The sequence below is a fragment of the Vallitalea sp. genome (genome assembly GCF_025211055.1).
In the GTDB taxonomy this organism is placed as follows: Bacteria; Bacillota; Clostridia; order Lachnospirales; family Vallitaleaceae; genus Vallitalea.
Genome location: NZ_JAOARO010000072.1, coordinates 1 through 18364 on the forward strand (window position 1 = coordinate 1; position 18364 = coordinate 18364).

General features: G+C 28.3%; 11 protein-coding genes, 1 tRNA gene and 1 pseudogene. 5 read left to right on the forward strand and 8 right to left on the reverse strand.

Features of this window, described 5'->3' with window-relative positions; all coding sequences use genetic code 11:
- Positions 1 to 187 (forward strand): hypothetical protein (locus N4A55_RS10145; RefSeq protein ID WP_293755790.1); only part of this gene is annotated, 187 nt, incomplete at its 5' end.
- A gap of 13 nt (positions 188 to 200) precedes the next feature.
- Positions 201 to 515, forward strand: a pseudogene (locus N4A55_RS10150) (site-specific integrase); the annotation flags it as partial.
- 83 nt (positions 516 to 598) lie between these two features.
- Here N4A55_RS10150 and N4A55_RS10155 read toward each other — a convergent pair.
- Both N4A55_RS10155 and pgmB read right to left on the reverse strand, forming a co-directional pair.
- Positions 599 to 672: transfer RNA gene (locus N4A55_RS10155), tRNA-Arg, on the reverse strand.
- Positions 673 to 894: 222 nt separating this feature from the next.
- Complete coding sequence (gene pgmB, locus N4A55_RS10160; protein ID WP_293755792.1) at positions 895 to 1548, reverse strand: beta-phosphoglucomutase; 654 nt, start codon at positions 1546 to 1548, stop codon at positions 895 to 897.
- 366 nt (positions 1549 to 1914) lie between these two features.
- On the opposite strand from pgmB, the gene N4A55_RS10165 reads away from it, so the two are divergent.
- The gene (locus tag N4A55_RS10165; protein ID WP_293755793.1) at positions 1915 to 3627 is read left to right on the forward strand and encodes a DUF4091 domain-containing protein; all 1713 of its coding nucleotides are present in this window, start codon (positions 1915 to 1917) and stop codon (positions 3625 to 3627) included.
- 133 nt (positions 3628 to 3760) lie between these two features.
- Here the strand turns inward: N4A55_RS10165 and N4A55_RS10170 are convergent, their stop codons facing one another.
- The 4 genes from N4A55_RS10170 to N4A55_RS10185 all read right to left on the reverse strand — a co-directional run bounded on the left by N4A55_RS10170 (position 3761) and on the right by N4A55_RS10185 (position 10101).
- On the reverse strand, positions 3761 to 6400 hold the full coding sequence (locus tag N4A55_RS10170; protein WP_293755795.1) for a LamG-like jellyroll fold domain-containing protein: 2640 nt from the start codon (positions 6398 to 6400) through the stop codon (positions 3761 to 3763).
- A gap of 22 nt (positions 6401 to 6422) precedes the next feature.
- The gene (locus N4A55_RS10175; protein ID WP_293755798.1) at positions 6423 to 8087 is read right to left on the reverse strand and encodes an extracellular solute-binding protein; all 1665 of its coding nucleotides are present in this window, start codon (positions 8085 to 8087) and stop codon (positions 6423 to 6425) included.
- A 114-nt stretch (positions 8088 to 8201) separates the two neighbouring features.
- Positions 8202 to 9113, reverse strand: a complete 912-nt coding sequence (locus N4A55_RS10180; protein ID WP_293755801.1) for a carbohydrate ABC transporter permease — start codon at positions 9111 to 9113, stop codon at positions 8202 to 8204.
- Positions 9114 to 9126: 13 nt separating this feature from the next.
- Positions 9127 to 10101: an ABC transporter permease gene (locus N4A55_RS10185; protein WP_293755804.1), complete on the reverse strand. Its 975-nt coding sequence runs from the start codon at positions 10099 to 10101 to the stop codon at positions 9127 to 9129.
- Positions 10102 to 10549: 448 nt separating this feature from the next.
- On the opposite strand from N4A55_RS10185, the gene N4A55_RS10190 reads away from it, so the two are divergent.
- Both N4A55_RS10190 and N4A55_RS10195 read left to right on the forward strand, forming a co-directional pair.
- Complete coding sequence (locus N4A55_RS10190) at positions 10550 to 12784, forward strand: helix-turn-helix domain-containing protein (RefSeq protein WP_293755807.1); 2235 nt, start codon at positions 10550 to 10552, stop codon at positions 12782 to 12784.
- A 195-nt stretch (positions 12785 to 12979) separates the two neighbouring features.
- Positions 12980 to 16201, forward strand: a complete 3222-nt coding sequence (locus N4A55_RS10195; protein ID WP_293755809.1) for an SNF2 helicase associated domain-containing protein — start codon at positions 12980 to 12982, stop codon at positions 16199 to 16201.
- Positions 16202 to 16284: 83 nt separating this feature from the next.
- On the opposite strand, the gene splB is transcribed toward N4A55_RS10195, so the two are convergent.
- Complete coding sequence (gene splB, locus N4A55_RS10200; RefSeq protein ID WP_293755811.1) at positions 16285 to 17301, reverse strand: spore photoproduct lyase; 1017 nt, start codon at positions 17299 to 17301, stop codon at positions 16285 to 16287.
- A 123-nt stretch (positions 17302 to 17424) separates the two neighbouring features.
- Positions 17425 to 18300: a DUF3881 family protein gene (locus N4A55_RS10205; RefSeq protein ID WP_293755813.1), complete on the reverse strand. Its 876-nt coding sequence runs from the start codon at positions 18298 to 18300 to the stop codon at positions 17425 to 17427.
- Positions 18301 to 18364: the final 64 nt, after the last annotated feature.

Below are 18364 nucleotides of genomic sequence, written 5' to 3' on the forward strand. Positions count from 1 at the left end.
AAAATTAGCTAATGTATACGGCGTGGATACTGATTATCTTCTTTCAGAAGACAAGGACGTTAAGAAAGTTTCTCAAAATAGCTTTAGCAATGAAAAGAAAGCTATGTTAGAAGCCTATGATAAATTATCACCTAAAATGCAAAAGAAGATATTAGCAATGATTAATGCTTTTGTAGAGGAGAAATGAAGAACACTCTAAAGAAAATCAGATATTTATGGGTAATATGTACAACAAAAACTATATTAACAATTTTAGTGTTTTTAATAATGGGGATATAATGACAGATTCATATGTAACTAAAAGATTTAATAAGGACATTAAAAAATTGGACTTGCCTTTAATTAGATTTCATGATTTGAGACATAGTTGTGCTTCTTGGTTACTATACAATGGTGTGGATCTAAAAACAGTACAAGAAATATTAGAACATGCTGAATATAGCACTACTGCAAATATATACGCTCATGTCGCAAAGGAAAAGAAAAAACAAGCACTTGAGAAATTAGAGTTTTGATTTTTTTGTATGCCATGTGCACGGTGTGTGCACTATTCATATTTTCCAAATCAATCAATCTCTCAAACCCTTGTATTTGCTAGCGTTCCCGGCGGGATTCGAACCCACGGCCTACCGCTTAGGAGGCGGTCGCTCTATCCTACTGAGCTACGGAAACATAATAATTATAATATATAAAATATATTATAATCTATTTGTTAATCAAATAAAATAATAAAACAATCTGCAACATATATTTTATCATGTTTTAACTGTAAGTCAAGAACTATTCCTATTTAAGTTTCTACATTGTTATTTTAATATTTATTGTTGCTGATAATGTGATACATTTAGAAGAAAAAGGATAATATAAAATATTAATCCTTTTTCATAAAAACATCTACATTAGATCTTCAAGTTTTATATCTTTTGTTTGTTCATAAATAATATCAGCTTTTTTAAGAACCTTACTATCTCCTATACCAACAGCGAACATACCTGCTGATTTAATAGCTTCTATTCCTGCTTCTGCATCTTCAACACCTATACATTCTGGTATATCTACTCCCATGTGTTCTGCTGCTTTTAGAAAAATATCTGGTGCTGGTTTACCTCTTTTAACTTCAGCTGGGTTAACAATATAATCAACATCAGCTTCAATTCCTAATAACCTTACTAAAGTAGGTGCATTCTTAGAAGCACTTCCTATGGCAATCTTGATGTTTCTCTTTTTAAGCTCAGCAAATAGGTCTTTTACGCCTTCAAAAAGGTTTTCCTCTGTGAACTTAAGTATCATTTCTTTATAATTTTCATTTTTTCTTGTTGCTAATTCTAACTTGTCATCCTCTGTAAAATCATTAGTTTTATTAGCATATTCAAGTATTCTTTCAAGAGATTCTATTCTTGAAACACCTTTTAGCTTTTCGTTAAATTTTCTATCAATTTCTATGCCTATCTCCTTAGCAAGCTGTTTCCATGCTTGATAATGTTGTTCACTTGTCTCAGTAATAACACCATCCATATCAAATATAAATAATTTGTATTTATTATTCATTTAGTCAACCACCTTTACGTAATTATCTTTGAATACTGGAACAGGTATAGCCCATTAGAATATTAAAATAGAACTTTGCTATAGTAGTGTAAAGTATACACTATATACTCAAAACATTCAATATTTTATATATATATTGATAATCCATTATTTTCTCTATCCATTTTTTACCCATAATTAAATACTTATTTTCAAATTATATGTTCAATTAAAATCCACATATTTATTAAATTCACATATAATACTAAAAATTATTGTTGGTATTATCATTACTTTCATTTGCTTAAAATTACATATTTACAGTATGAAATGAAAGAATTAAACTAAACTTATTAAAACAAAAAATTAATGAAAGGATTAATTACTATGGATAAAATTTTTATTGCAAGATTATTTGACGAACTAGAACCATGTTACCCTGACACAATAGTTTCTCAAGGAAATATAAACTACTGTACTTCAGGTGCAAACGGATCATATGCAGGTGTTAACATTCTAATAAGTGGCATTACTCCTGGTATACCTATAACAATAAAAGTTAATGGTCCACATACAGGTTATAAGCTATTTAATATGATACCTGTACCTGTTGAAGTTAATACAGGAGCTAAACAGCGAAGTGAGTATCTTAAAAATGATTATAATGAACATGTTATAAGAAGAGCACCTTTTATGGTATACGATGCATTAGAGCCCATTAATAGTATTATAATGCCTACTACTACAACTTGTGGTATTAATTTTAAGGCTATTATTGAATATGTTAAAGAAAACAATAGACAAGAGTGGGAATTCATTATTACTCATGGACAAAACATAATCAAGCTTAATTACCAAGTTGATGTATACAAAGTAACAGTACCCAAGACTACTAAGCAAACATTCAAGTATATTAACTGGATTAACTATAATAATATTGCTTCATATCACAATATACAAAAATGGTCTCCTGAATATGAATTAATGTTAGAAAAATATTTTAGAACTGCTGTTTATTCAAGACAAAACATGCTAAATCTACCTTTAGAAGAATTTTTTGATATCACTAATAATAGTTTAACTTTAAATATTAAACGACTAAAAAAAGTAATTTCTATTGCAAGAAAATCTGGTATACAATGGTTTCATGGTACAGCTTTATGTTATCGTTCTGAAGGACTTGAGGACAATGATGACTTTTATAATTCACTTAATCATGAATTATTGAAACATACAGATCAAGTTGCAGAGGCATATAAAAAAGGTGCGTTTGACGCCTTTGATAACGGAAAATATGCTAAAACTATTATTACTGCACAACTAATACCTTCAGAAGAAGGAGATAATACTCTTAGGCAGATAACTAGCCAAATAAATGATTTTATAGAAGAGAATAATCTTACGGATTACTATATGCAATGTGCTCTTGATGAACCTAATGATGCTTTAGCTGATACTTATAAACATATTACTAATATCATAAAAGAAGAAATGCCCAATATTTCTATCTTAGAACCAGTTTTACCAACCAATAAAATAGAAGATTCTCTTGATATATGGTGTCCTTCTATTGATGTATATGAACAAAATAAAACTTTTTATGATGAACAAGTTAAAAAAGGTAATGAGCTTTTTACATATACATGTCTAACTCCTGGAGGAAATTATATAAACAGATTACTTGATATGGAGAGAATACGAATAGTTTGGATAGGTTGGGCTCCTGCCAAATATACTAATATTAAAGGCTTTCTTCATTGGGGTGCTAATCAATATGTTGGAGGTATAGACCCCTATAAACGCCAAGCCGTAATGTTTTCTGAGCAAGTACTAGAATTTCATCCAAAACGGGCTAACTTCTTGCCAGCAGGAGATTATTGTATATTTTACCCAGGATTTAATGAACCATTAATATCTATTAGAAGCGAAGCACATAGAATAGGCTTTGAAGATTTGTGTTTACTACAACAACTAGAAGCAATTGATAATAATAAAAAAAATAGCATATTATTACAAGTTTTTAGAAATTACTCAGATTATGAAAAATCAATAGAAAAATACCGTCAAGCAAAAAAAGAATTGCTTGAAAGCTTAGTTTAGATTTATTTGTCTTAAACTATACACTTGGCATTATCAGCCTGTGTTCAGGGCTTTAACCTGTGAGACTGTCCCCATGCTGGGTGCACATAATACAAGAACCCTTCGTACAGAAGGGTTCTTAAATAATAATTTTTTATTCCCAGAAGAATAAGTCTCCTTTTCCTCCTCCTAATTCAAACTGATAGGTATAAACTGTTCCAGAAATGTTTGTAAGTGTTACGTCAACAACATTACCTGTACTTCTATCAACTTTTTTCAAGCTATTTGGATTACGATTTCCAATATCCATTGTTAAAGTAATTCGTTGTTTTGAATTACTACATAATCCTTTATCTTTTTCTATTGAATTCAATCCATCATTATTAACCAATCCATTAGTAATCATAAAATACTTAGGATTATCAGAAGTAATTACTCCTGCCTTTTGAGCATCAGTTAACCCAGGTAATAATTCAAAATATCCAACCATAACATCTCCAGCTAATCCAAAGTTAACATCACCCATATTTTCAACTTTTATGTCTGTAATATACTCATCTACAGAAGAATTCCAAGCTCCTACTAATATTGGTAATGGATTATCATAATCATGTAAACCATCCTTATGTTTTCCTGGTACCATGTATATTTTAGAACTATTTAATCTTACAAGATGTGGTCCTATATTTGTAATTTCTTTTGCCATTCCTGCATAATGATAAAATGGTTCTGTTTTATTTCCATCTCTATCATATATTAAACAAAAATCCATATCTGGTGCCCATCTAAAATAATTAATCCATTTTCCACCCATAGTAACTGTTGTAAATGGAATTAAGTTTATTTGTGATTCACTAATTACATAATTTCCTGATTGAAATCCCATTTTTCCTGTTTTGAATCCTGTTAGATATTGACCAAATGCAATTGGGCTTTGGCCTGTACCATCATAACCTTCTAGTGCTAGTTTTCTATACACTCTTGTGTTATTTGCACAGCTTGACATAAATATATATCCACCAGTTTCTGTTTCGTCAAAATAGTAAGTATCATATGTTAATAAATCTGGTTTTGCTGTTTGTATATAATGTCTCAAGCTTCCTTCACTCCACTGTCCTGCCCATTGATTATTATGAACTAAAGCTTTAGGATATAAGGATTTACTAAGGTCATACCATGCTTTCAATTTATTAACAAGACCAATACTATAACCTTCTTCATCTCCAAAACACATAGTTACTAAATTATCAATATTTGCTCTCTGTTCATCTGTTAAAAAATGATTGTTATTAGTAGGTCCAGAGGATAAATGTGTTCCATATGGAGCTTGAGCAATAGACCATAAAGAATTTGGTCTTGCACTATGGAAATCAGAGTTATACAAATCAGGTTCATAATATGTTGGAGCTGTGAAATTAATAGCATCCCAATCTTCAGGGCTTAAAACATAACGATTAGTTTCATCAGTTGTAACCCATGCTTGCACCTGTATCCCTTTATCAATTAAAACCTTACTTGCATTTGATAGATTAGGAGTAGGTGGAACATAAGGAACACCTGCTAATGATGCAATTGTTTGTGCTGATAATGCATTACTATATATTTTTAATTCATCTAATTGTCCATACAAAGAACCATTATCTGCTTTTCCTTTACCTATTATTCCCATTGGACAATCCATTGAAGTGTTTTGTAATGCAGTGTATTGTCCATTTACATATAATTTAACACAATCACTTGTCCCTACAAAGGCTAGATGTACCCATTCTCCTTTATTCATACTATAGTTAAAAGTATAGTCTCCTACACCATATTTAGTAAAACCTACTTTTGCTGTATCATCCCATTGCTCAACTTTTATTGCATTATTCTCTGAACCAATAATTACTGCATCATTAGTAGAATCATTATCATATTTTACCCATGTCGCAACTGTCCATGGAGTTAACAAATCTGTCTTACCAACATTAATATAATCATTTCCATCAAATTCAATCGCTCCATTTTTTTTACCATCATTATTCCATGTTGCTCCATGAACATCACCGTTATTTTCTCCCCAAGAATCAGCCGCTACAGTTCCACTTCCTTCATCAAATTTCCAGTATGCCACTTGTGAAGCCATCTGTGCTACTTCATCATTATCTAAAGCTTTACTATATATTTTTATTTCATCTAATAATCCTATAAAATAACCACTTTGCTCTTTACCTTTACCTATTAAACCCATTGGACAATCTACAGTAGCAGCATATGTCTGTTTATATTCACCATTTACATATAATTTAACAGAGCCATTTGTTCCTACATAAGTTAGATGTACCCACTTACCTGATTGCAAACTATAATCAAAAGCATAATCTTCAATACCGTATTGTGTATAACCAACTTTTGCTGTATCCTCCCACTGTTCTGCTTTTATGGCATAATTATCTGAACTAATAATTGCTGCATTACTGCTTAAATTATTATCATACTTTACCCACGCTGCAAATGTCCATGTTCCTGATAAATCAGATTTTCCTATCTCAATATAATCATCACCGTCAAATTTTAACGCTTTATTTAATTTTCCCTCATCAACATAAGTTGCCCCATGAATAACACCGTTATTTTGTCCCCAAGAATCATTAACTGTATCTCCAGAACCTTCGTCAAAATTCCAATAAGCTATTTCATTAGATTCTGTAGCATAGCTATTAAAACAAAAACCATAAAACAACATACTAATAATAAATAACATACATAATATAATATTGCCTTTATTACTCCTATTTTTTCCTACAAAATACATATTAACTCCTCCTTAATATTCGTTATTTTTTGCTCCATTCATCAAGTGCTTTTTGATAAATATCTTTCAATTCATCTATTTTCATTTTCTTTAATTGTTTTTGGAAATCATCCCACTGTTCATCAATACCACCTTGCATAATCCATTCAGCTTCTTTATTTTTACAGAACTGTGAAATATCAGTATAATATGTAGCTATAAAATCTTCTTGCTCATTATTAAATTGTAGTGGAATATTTCCTGTTCTCTTACTATCAAGAACGTATTGATCTCCAATAGGTTTAACAACTTCTATGACGTCGGTTTTTAACTGATCTCCTTTAATAAAAACTACATTATTGTTATACCATTCACTATAAACACCCATAATTGGTAATCTGAATGCATAATCAGAGCTAAGTTCTTCAACTCCTTGTATAAACTCAATTTTACCTTCAGCATTTCTTTCCCAGAATATTCCTTCAGGACCATTATTCCATATAAATGATGTCTCTGAATCTGCAATACCATCTATCCATCTCATTATTTCTTTTGGATATTTTGTATCTGCACTCATATAATTATTAGTAAAGATACCAGCACCCACTGGTACAAAATGATGTTTTCCTTTTGGTCCTTCTAATGGTTTAACCATAGTATATATAGAATCTTCTAAATCTCTATCTCCTGGATTAATAGGTGCATATCCATTGGAAGCTCCTACGATAATAGTTTCTCTTTCTACAGTTGCTGATACTTTTGCTTGATATTTATCATGATCTTGTGTAAATGATTCTTGGTCAAGTAATCCCTCTTTGAATAATTTATGGAAATATTTAATAGCATCTTTGTATTCTGGTTGCATAACAGATACTATTATTTCTTTTTGGTCTTTTGCAAAAAGTGGGCCAAATGTTGAACTTGTTACTCCCCAGGGTCCAAACAATGAACATATTCCATATAAGTCATTATCCCATAATAGTGATAAAGGAATTTCATCTTTTTTTCCATTACCATTAGGATCACCATCTTTGAAAGCTTTTAAAACTTCATAAAACTCATCAACATTAGTTGGCATCTCTAGATTAAGTTTTTCTAACCATTCCCTATTAATGTATGTATTTCCTCTTAGCATTTCTCCTGGTGACATAAACATACTAGGAATTATGTACATATTCCCATCAATTGCTGTACATAATTTTTTGGCAATTGGTTCTTTATCTAGCATTTTCTGAACATTAGGTGCATAATCTTTAATTAAATCTTGTACTGCTAATAATTGACCATCTTTCCCTAACTCATTTATTTTATCATAGTCTAAAAATAAGAATAAATCAGGTAAATTATCTACTCCTGCAAATATTAAGTTTAATTGTTCGGGAGAAGTAATATGTTGCCATTCTACATGAATATTAGTTATTTCTTCGTATTCTTTTGGGGTTTGTAATGTAGCATAGTTTTCTGAATTCCACCAATCAATGGCTGCAACTTTAATTGTAATTGGTTCTTTTACTATTGGAAAACCTTCAAGATACATATTGCCTTCCATAGCTCTGTCTTCTCCATTATTTACATTCTCACTAACATCTGTATTTTCCTTGTTGTCTGTACTAGGTAATGATTCAGTGGTGGGTTTCTGTTTCTCTCCACATCCAATTAAGCTAAACATCATTACGATTGTTAATAGTAAACATAAAACTTTTTTCAAAACTATAACCTCCTCTTTTTTCTTTAGAATTTAATAGTCTTAGTAATATAATTCTAAACTACATATAATTCTATTTTATGATTAACCTTTATAAAGGAATAATCCGCAATTATATTAACCTTTTACTGACCCTATCATTACTCCTTGAACAAAATATTTTTGTACAAACGGATAAATCATTAATATAGGAAGAGAGGCAACAATAATTACTCCGTATTTTAAAGATTGAGCTATTTTTTGCTGTTCTTCTATTGCTTCTCTAGAATTCTGTGGCATAAGAGCAATTATTGCATTTGTTTTTAGAAGAATCTTTTTTAGCACTAATTGCAATGGAAATAATTCTTGATTTTGTAAGAATATAAGTGCATTAAAATATGAATTCCAATGCCCTACAGCATAGAATAGACCTATTACTGCTATAATAGCTTTAGATACTGGTAAAATAACTGAAATGAAACACCTAGTTTCATTACAACCATCAATCTTAGCTGCATCTATAATCTCTTGTGATACTGTTGTTTGAAAAAACGTCTTAGCAATTATAAGATTATATACTGACAAAGCACTAATTAATATCATTACCCAAAAAGTATCATATAAATGAAGTTTCCTCACCAATAAATAAGTAGGAACTAACCCACCTCTAAAAAACATTGTTAATGTGAACATAAGCATTATTATTTTTCTTCCAATTAGATTTTTTCTAGATAATGCATATGCTGCTGGTAATGTAATAATAAGATTAACAACTGTACCAATTCCCATATATACTAGTGAGTTTCTATATCCTGTCCATATCATCCTGCTCTTTAATATTGTTTTATATCCTATAATATTAAAACCTTTTATTCTCATTATTACTTCACCATTATTAATAGCATTAGGTTCACTTACAGAGGCAATTATAACAAAATATAATGGATAAGCTACTAATATAAATACTATAATTAATAATATATAACTTATTACATAGTAGATTTTATCTTGTATTATCATGTTAGATTTTTTCTTTTTAGAACTATTCATACATATCCCCCTTCTAGAATAATGATGCATCTGTATATTTTCTTGATATCTTATTCACAGAAATAAGTAATATACAATTTATAATTCCATTGAATAAATCAACTGCAGTTCCAAGTTCAAAATTCGATTTGAGAATACCTATTCTATACACATATGTACTAATAATCTCTGATATATGTATATTAGAACTATTTTGCATAAGATATACTTTTTCAAATCCAATGCTTAGTGTTTGTCCTACAGCAAGAATTAAAAGTATAATTGCTGTTGGCATAATACTTGGTAAATCAATATATCGTATTCTTTGAAAAAGTGTTGCTCCATCAACAATAGCTGCCTCATAATAAGTTGGATCAACACTTGAAAGTGCCGCTATATAAATAACACTACTCCAACCAAGAGTCTGCCACACATCTGACCAAACATAAATATGTCTAAAATATTCTGGTTTCCCCATAAAAAACACTGATTCTTTACCTAATGAAGTTAATATCACATTAAGAATACCTGTATCTGGTGCTAGTAATATATTAATCATTCCTATTATAACAACTGTAGAAATAAAATAGGGTGCATATGTAGCCATTTGTACGACTTTTTTGAACTTTTTACTTGGTAGATGATGTAATAATATAGCTAATATTATTGGCAATGGAAATCCAGCAATTATCTTATATATACTTAATATTAGTGTGTTTTTTATAATTAACTTAGATGAATAGCTGTTAAAGAATATTCTAAAATTCTTGAGACCTACCCATTCACTATGTAATATTCCAATTCTTGGCTTATAATCTTTGAATGCAACTAATATTCCATACATAGGTGCATATAAAAAAACTATTACATATATGATTGCTGGAAGCAAAAACAAATACAACTGATATTGTTTTAGCATTTGTCTTAACTTATCATTTTTTTTCTTATTTTTATTTTTTATCTTTTTCTTATAACTTATATCTTTATTTATTAATGTAGTTTCGTTCATATCCCATCTCCTGTCAATTGTTATTTGTTTATACACTTATGACTTTTTTAAAATGTATATACCGTTAAATTCATTTTAATACTTTATTACATGATGTAAATATGTATATTTTAGACATAATCTTAACTATTAATTTTTATGTATTGTGCAATATATTAATATGCTAATTATTATTAATTGGTCATTTTTTATTTTTTATATATTATATATATTTTTATAATTAAATATATTTTTGTATTGTATTTTTTTACTATTAAATAATATTTTATAGATTAATTAGTAGTATAATTATATAATATTTTGTTTAAAATATTTATTTACTTAATTAATTATGATATAATAGGTAAAACTACTATAATAATTATATACATGTACAACATACTAATTATTATTCATTAAGTATACCTAGATAGACACAAATGTTTAATTACTATTGAGGAGATTAATTATGTACAAAAAACATAGATTATTTCAATTTTATCTACGCTTTATATTACCTTATGTCGTACTCCTGCTCCCAATTTCTATAATCAGTTACATAAATTATATAAATTATAAAGACATATTAAATAATGAAATTAATACAAATCATATAAATAATCTTAATATGATAAAATCCCAAGTAGATACTGAACTTATCACAATTAGAAATACTATTTATCAGATGTCATCTAACACACATCTAAAAGATTACCTTATAAACTATAACAATCTTGACCGTTTCAAGATTATATCAGTATTAAATAGTTATCATTATAATTCATTTGTTTCTGAGATAATTCTTTATAAAAGAAACTCTGATAAACTTCTTAGTACTGATTGTGAATATACTATAGATGAATTCATTAATACCTATTATAGATATAATGAATGGACAGAATATGAATTCAAACAATATATTAATAACTTAGAAAAAGACTCTATACGATCTCCTGAATATATAACATCATATAAATCAAGCAAAAAAAAATACACTACGCTTTCATATAGTTTTCCAAAGTTTACAAAAGATTTTTCTTCTACTATATTCTTACTTATAGAAGAATCTAGTTTTCACAGTCTTTTCAACAAATTCAAATATCTAAATAATGAAACAATAATTGTTATGAATAACAATAAAAAAATAATTAGTTCATACAAAAATAATATATCTTATAATAATCTAGATTTAATTTATGATTATTGTTTAGAAAACAACTCATTTACATATATTATAGACAACAAAAAATATCATATTAATTCAATTAAATCAGCTTCAACTAATCTAACTTATATTTCATTATGTCCTACGTCTAATTATATGAAAAAAATCAAATATATTAGGCATAGACTTATATATACAATAATTATAATACTGCTTATTGGTAGTATATTATTAGTATTGTTTATGAAAACAAATTATACTCCTATATTGAATATACATAAATTAATTAATACTTCTTCAAATTCTTCAAATTATTTACACGCCATTGAAAAAGCAATAACATCATTATCACATGAAAATATCAAACTAAATAATACTCTGTCACAACAAACTATATTAGTAAAAGATAACTATTTAAATCAGGTATTAGGGGGATATTATAATACTATAGAAGAGTTTAATGATCTTACAAAAGATTATTCAATTAATTTTTCTTATGACAAGTTATTTGTTTTTATAATACAGCTAGATGATATTAATAATAATATTATAAATAATGAAATGATAAATTCCTTAGAGCTATTTATCCAAAATAGAATAAATGCTTATTTTATAAGAAATAATTTTGATATAAAAAGCTTAATATTTATTTCTTCATATAAAGATGAATCATCATTAGAAACTTATTTTAAAGAGATCAAAGATTATATTAATGAAGTATTTAAAGTTAATTGTACTATAGGTATTGGAAATACTGTTACTACACCTAATAAACTTAAAGCATCTTTAATAGAGGCTAAAACTTCATGTCAATATTGCTATGTTAAAGCCAATAACGAAATAATATATTATAAAAAAATTAACTATACGAATAACAATATTGATTTTTATCCTATTAAATTATTTGAGAACATTAGTAATGCAATTCACTTAAAAGATATTAATGAAGTTCATAGAAACATAGATATTCTATGCAACAATATTAAAGCAAGCAATCAACCTTTGTATATACTAAAATTTTTATCATATGAATTAATTAGTATAGTTATTAAACAAACTTACGAACTTAATATATATGATCAACTAGTTCAACATAATGTGTTCAATATAACTTCTCTTTTTGAATGTAATGATATAGATGAATTAATAATATCAATAAAAAAAGCTTGCAATTATATATGTCAATATATGAAGCAAGCAACAGACTATAAAAACAACAATACTACAAATAAGTTTATAAATTATATCCATGAGAATTGTTTTTTATATGATTTTTCAATTAATAAAATGTCAACCTTTTTTAATATTTCACAGTCCTCACTAAGTCAGCAATTTAAGCATTATACAGGAAATACAATTTCTCATTATGTAGATAATCTTAGAATAGAAAAAGCAAAGTTATTATTAAAAACTACACAGTTACCTATCAAAGATATTATTGTTCAAATAGGATACTGCGATAGCTCAAGTTTCACAAGAAAATTTAAGCAAATGGTAGGAATGACTCCAGGAAAATATAGAGCATTATATAAAAAGTAGTTATTATTGCATCTTATCGTTATACTAATTAGTTATTAGTATTAATTGAAATTTCTTCTAATATTTATAAAATTAAGAAATACGGACTAAATCCTTTCAACTACAACACATTTTTGTTATAATAATAGATAACGCAAATTTACTCAAGAATGGGCTAATATAATAATTGGAATTCGTTATAAGTAGGTGAAATTTATGATTCAATTTTCTCTTGATGATATACGTAGATTATGTAATGATAAGACTTTCATGAAGGGTGTAAAATATTACAATAAGGGTCATGTAGAGGATATTAACTTTTATACTGATTTCTTTGACATAAAAGTCAATGGAACTGACTTATATAATGTTCTGTTAGAATTTGACCATAATAACGGTAAGCTCAATTATATGGAATGTAATTGTAAAGCATTCCAAAAATATTATGGTGCCTGTAAACATATAATAGCTGCTCTATTAACTATTTTATACAGACAGGATGAATTCAATAAGAATTATATAAATAATTCTTATGACAATGTAATTGAAAATTTTTCGAAAGCCATCATTGGCAGGACAAGCAAGGCTATTAAAAAAACACCTGTAAATATTGAAATCACCTTTTTTCCAGTAAGTATCTATAATAACTATTATTCATCATCTTATAATCTTAGAATTGGAGATAAAAGACTATATACTCTTAAGAATTTCAATGAATTATACAAAAAACACAAGACCGGGGGAAGTATCACATATGGAAAAGAATTTGTTTTTGACACTAATAATCATTACTTCAATGATTGTGATGACAAGTTCATAAATACCATAGGTGACTATTATGAAACTAAAAAATTCATTAATAAAGATACAGGGTATAGAAGTAGTTTCACTGGCTATAAAAATAATATAGCTCTACCTGAAACCTACATAAAAAAAACTCTATCCATATTGGAAAATAGAAATTTTAACATTAATTATAATGATATTATATATAGAAATTGCAAAATACTAACTGATATAAATATGAAATTTCACGTAAAAAAATCCTCTAATATTATTATTATCGCTATTAAGAATAATCAAAACTTCTTTAGATTAACCAAAGATTGTAAATATGTTTTTTATGACAATAATGTCTATAAGTTATCACAAGAAAAACAGCAGCTATTTCATGTTATCGATAAAACCTTCAATAATAAAACAAAATCAATAGAACTTAGTATCAATTATAAACACAAATTTGTATCAACCATATTACCAGTCCTAAAAGAGCTAGGAACTGTTCATATGGACTCAGAAATATCAGACAAACTATACACTGGTGAGTTTTTATGTGAAATCTATCTTGATAAATACTTTGATACTATAAAAGGTACTATCAACTTTAATTATGGCGATTACAAGATAGGTATTATACCTGAACACAAGCCAGATATACAGGGAGATATGATATTAGTTAGGGATATTAAGAAGGAAGCACTCATATTATCACTTTTGAATGAAGCTTCCTGTGTGAAATCAGAAGAAGATGATTTTTTTACTATAGAAGATGAAAGTAACTTATACGATTTCATCTATTACTATTTGCCAAAATTACAGCAATTGGCTACAATATACTACTCTGAGAATTTTAAAAATATTCATATCAGAGAAGAACACCACATGCAAGGTGGAATTAGATTAAGTGAAGAATCTAACATGCTTGAAATATCTTTTAGTATTGAGGGTATAGAACAAGATGAACTTGCTTCTATAATGAAATCCCTAAAAGAAAAGAAACGATATTATAAATTAAAAAATGGTGGATTCCTACCCTTAGAAAATCAGGAAGCTATAAATTTATCTACAGTTATTAATGGACTTAATCTATCTTCAAAAGATTTTAAAAATACAATTATCCAGATACCTAAATACCGAGCTTTTTATCTTGATAATCTGTTAAAAGAAAAAAAGATTAGAATTTTTAATCGTAATAAAGGTTTTAATAAACTAATAAAAGATATAACAGATCCAATAGATATGGAATTCGCTCCACCTAGTACCCTGAAAAACATACTTAGAGATTACCAAAAATTTGGATTTATGTGGCTAAGCTCCTTAGCCTATTATGGTTTTGGTGGAATCCTGGCTGATGATATGGGACTTGGTAAAACTATACAATCAATTGCACTAATCAAATCAACTGAGACCAAAAATCCTTCATTAGTTATAGCCCCTACATCTCTGGTATACAACTGGGCAGATGAAATAAAAAAATTCGCACCTGATTTAAATGTTTTAATACTAACTGGAACCAGAAAAGACAGACAAGAATATTTTAAAGAAATTAATGATAATGACGTTATTATAACCTCCTACGGCTTATTAAAAAGAGATATAGAAGATTACACTAATTATTTATTCGAGTATTGTTTTATTGATGAAGCACAACATATAAAGAATCCTAACTCATTGAATGCAAAAGCTGTAAAATTAATACCTTCAAACGTTAGGTTTGCCCTAACAGGTACACCTATAGAAAACTCTTTAATGGAATTATGGTCAATTTTTGATTTTATTTTACCTGGTTATCTATTGAGCAACAGGAAATTCATATCCAATTATGAACGACCAATCATTAAGAATAATGATGAAGAAGCTCTTAACCAATTGAACAATCAGATAAAACCATTTATCCTTAGACGACTAAAAACAGATGTATTGACTGAATTACCCCCTAAAATAGAAACAAAAATATCTACTGATTTAACTGAAAATCAGAAAAAAATATACTTAGCATATTTACAGAAAACAAAAAAAGAAATAGCCCAAGAAATTACTGCCAAAGGTTTTAATAAGAGCAAAATGAAGATATTAGCAGCCCTCACAAGGCTAAGACAAATATGTTGCCACCCATCTACCTTCATAGAAGATTATAAAGGTGATAGCGGTAAATTACAATTATTATTAGAGCTAGTGACCGATGCCGTTGATAGCGGTCATAGAATACTTATATTCTCTAGTTTTACAAGTATGCTTAGTATAATAAAAGATTCATTAGATAACCACCAAATCTCTAGTTACTACTTAGACGGCTCAACAAAATCCGAAGAACGTAGAGATATGGTAAATGATTTTAATGATGGGGATACCAGCGTTTTCCTTATATCATTAAAAGCTGGTGGAACAGGACTTAACTTGACCGGAGCTGATATGGTTATCCATTATGACCCTTGGTGGAATCCAGCTGTAGAAGATCAAGCAACTGATAGAGCCTATAGGATAGGGCAAGATAAATCTGTCCAAGTCTTCAAATTAATAACCACAGGAACAATCGAAGAGCGTATATATCAATTACAGCAAAAGAAAAAATCTATAATTGATTCAATTATAAAACCAGGTGAAACAATGTTGACTAAGTTAAGTGAAGACGAGATAAAATCATTATTTGACTTATGATATGATTCATCTTTTATCTACTGTTCAAAAGGGCTTCCTCCATGGCACTTATACTCTAATATGAGAAAGCCCTATAATAACTATCAAATTATATATTTAATTTCACTATGTGAGAAATATGATCCTAACTGCTCATTAAAAAAATCTTTCATTTCTAATAACTGTTCCTTATTATAAACATATTTACCGTAACCAAATTGACCATATTTAAATGTTCTTTCTTCATCTGTCATTGGTAGAGTTGTCTCTGGAAATATCTCAGTAATCCTATTTTTAGCTTTAGTAGTATATCTATGAGAAATGATTTCAAAACTAATATTTTTATGTTTATCCACAGCTAACTTATTATTTAAATCTTTTATTAACATTCTATACTCATTTTTCCACCTATCATATATGAATACAGGGGCAATTATAAAACCAATGGGATAATCCGCTTCTAGAACTTTGTATGCTGCTTCTATCCTGCTTCTTGCATTAGGTGTTCTATGCTCATAACGCTTAATGACTTTATCAGTATTTATACTGAATCTAACTGTTGTATGTCCATTGTGCTTAGCATTTATTATATCCTCTACATTAGTGAATTTTGTAACGAAACGAAATCTTCCTTGTTCTTCTTTTGCAAAAAATTCTATAGCCTTATTAAGGGCATGAGTATAAGGCTCTACTGGTAGAGGATCGGATGTTGCTGCACCTTCAAATATTGTAATTTCACCATTTCTTTCATTGATATATTTCTTAGCCTTACCAAGTATTTCATCTATATTAACATACATCCTTGTATATGGTTTATCCCCTAACTGAGTATTAAGGTAACAATACTCACACTGTCCCATACAACCTGTTACAAGGGGTAATTGATAATGGGCAGAGGGTTTACACGTTTGAAAGGTTAAACTCTTCTTTACCCCAACTACAAGAGTATTTTTACCATGTCCATATTTTTCAATCTTAGTTGTACCTGGTATACCCTTTGTTCTAGTAGTTTCAAGTATAATAAGCTCAATATCCATATTTTGAAATTGTTTATATAGTCTTTCTCCTAATGGGTAATTTAAGGCATCCTTTTCAATTAAAACTCTCTTTGGCTTAAACACACTTATCACCTCTACAATTAAAATATCTATACAGTATTATTATTCTTATTAAGCATTTTTTTATACTAAAAATAAGCCCAAAAAAAGTGTACAATAACTGCACACTTTTTTGATAATAAATTCTTAACTAAATTCTACATGTCCTTGTACATAACATATTCCTTTATATCTCATACCTACTGAAGGAATCCCAATCAAATCTTTTTTGTTAATACACACTTGTATTTTGAAGTTCAAACACATTATATCCATAATATATACTTCTTCTTTTGTAAAGGAGTTAGTCTTAATACAAAAATCTTCTATTGTTCCTAATATTGAATACTCTGCATCATTAAGTCCATATGGTATGAAATATCCTTCTAGTATAGTCAGTAGGTCTTCATGCTTTGTACGGACTTTAAAAAGCTCAGCTGACTGTTCTGCATCAATCTCCAACAATTGAATTGCTTCTTCGTCGCCTTCTCTAGCCAATTCTAGCAAATTGGCTCTCCATTGTTCTTCTTCTTGTTCAAGGTTCTTGTCCACTTCATCTTTATTGATAGGGAATATTACTGTTCCCTCAGTTGATAATGCTATTAATCTTATGTTTTCCACATATGCTTCTTCGTCTTCATCAATATCTAAATAATCAACTACATTTTGAAGAAAAAAAGTTATTGGATTCCCTGTTTTAATATCTTCAAAATATACATAATAATCATCTTTGCTATTATTTGAATATATTATATCAACTTCATCAATATCCATAGTCAAGTTACCTTTTTTATATGGAATAATAGAAGAAATCTTTAATTCTTCATTTTCATCTAATTCGCCTCTAACTATTATACCTAGTTCATCACTATATGCTTTTAATAGCTCAACTTTTATCTTATCCTCACCATAGTTAGAAATATATTTCTCTGTAGGGTTATTTATTATCTGCTGTATTACATCTTTCATCTGTTTGGTTTCTTGGAATTTCTTAAACCCAACTGCACTCAAATATTGCTCCATAATTATTCACCACTCTTCTACATACTATACTCATAATTTATAATTATATGTAGAATTATAGTAA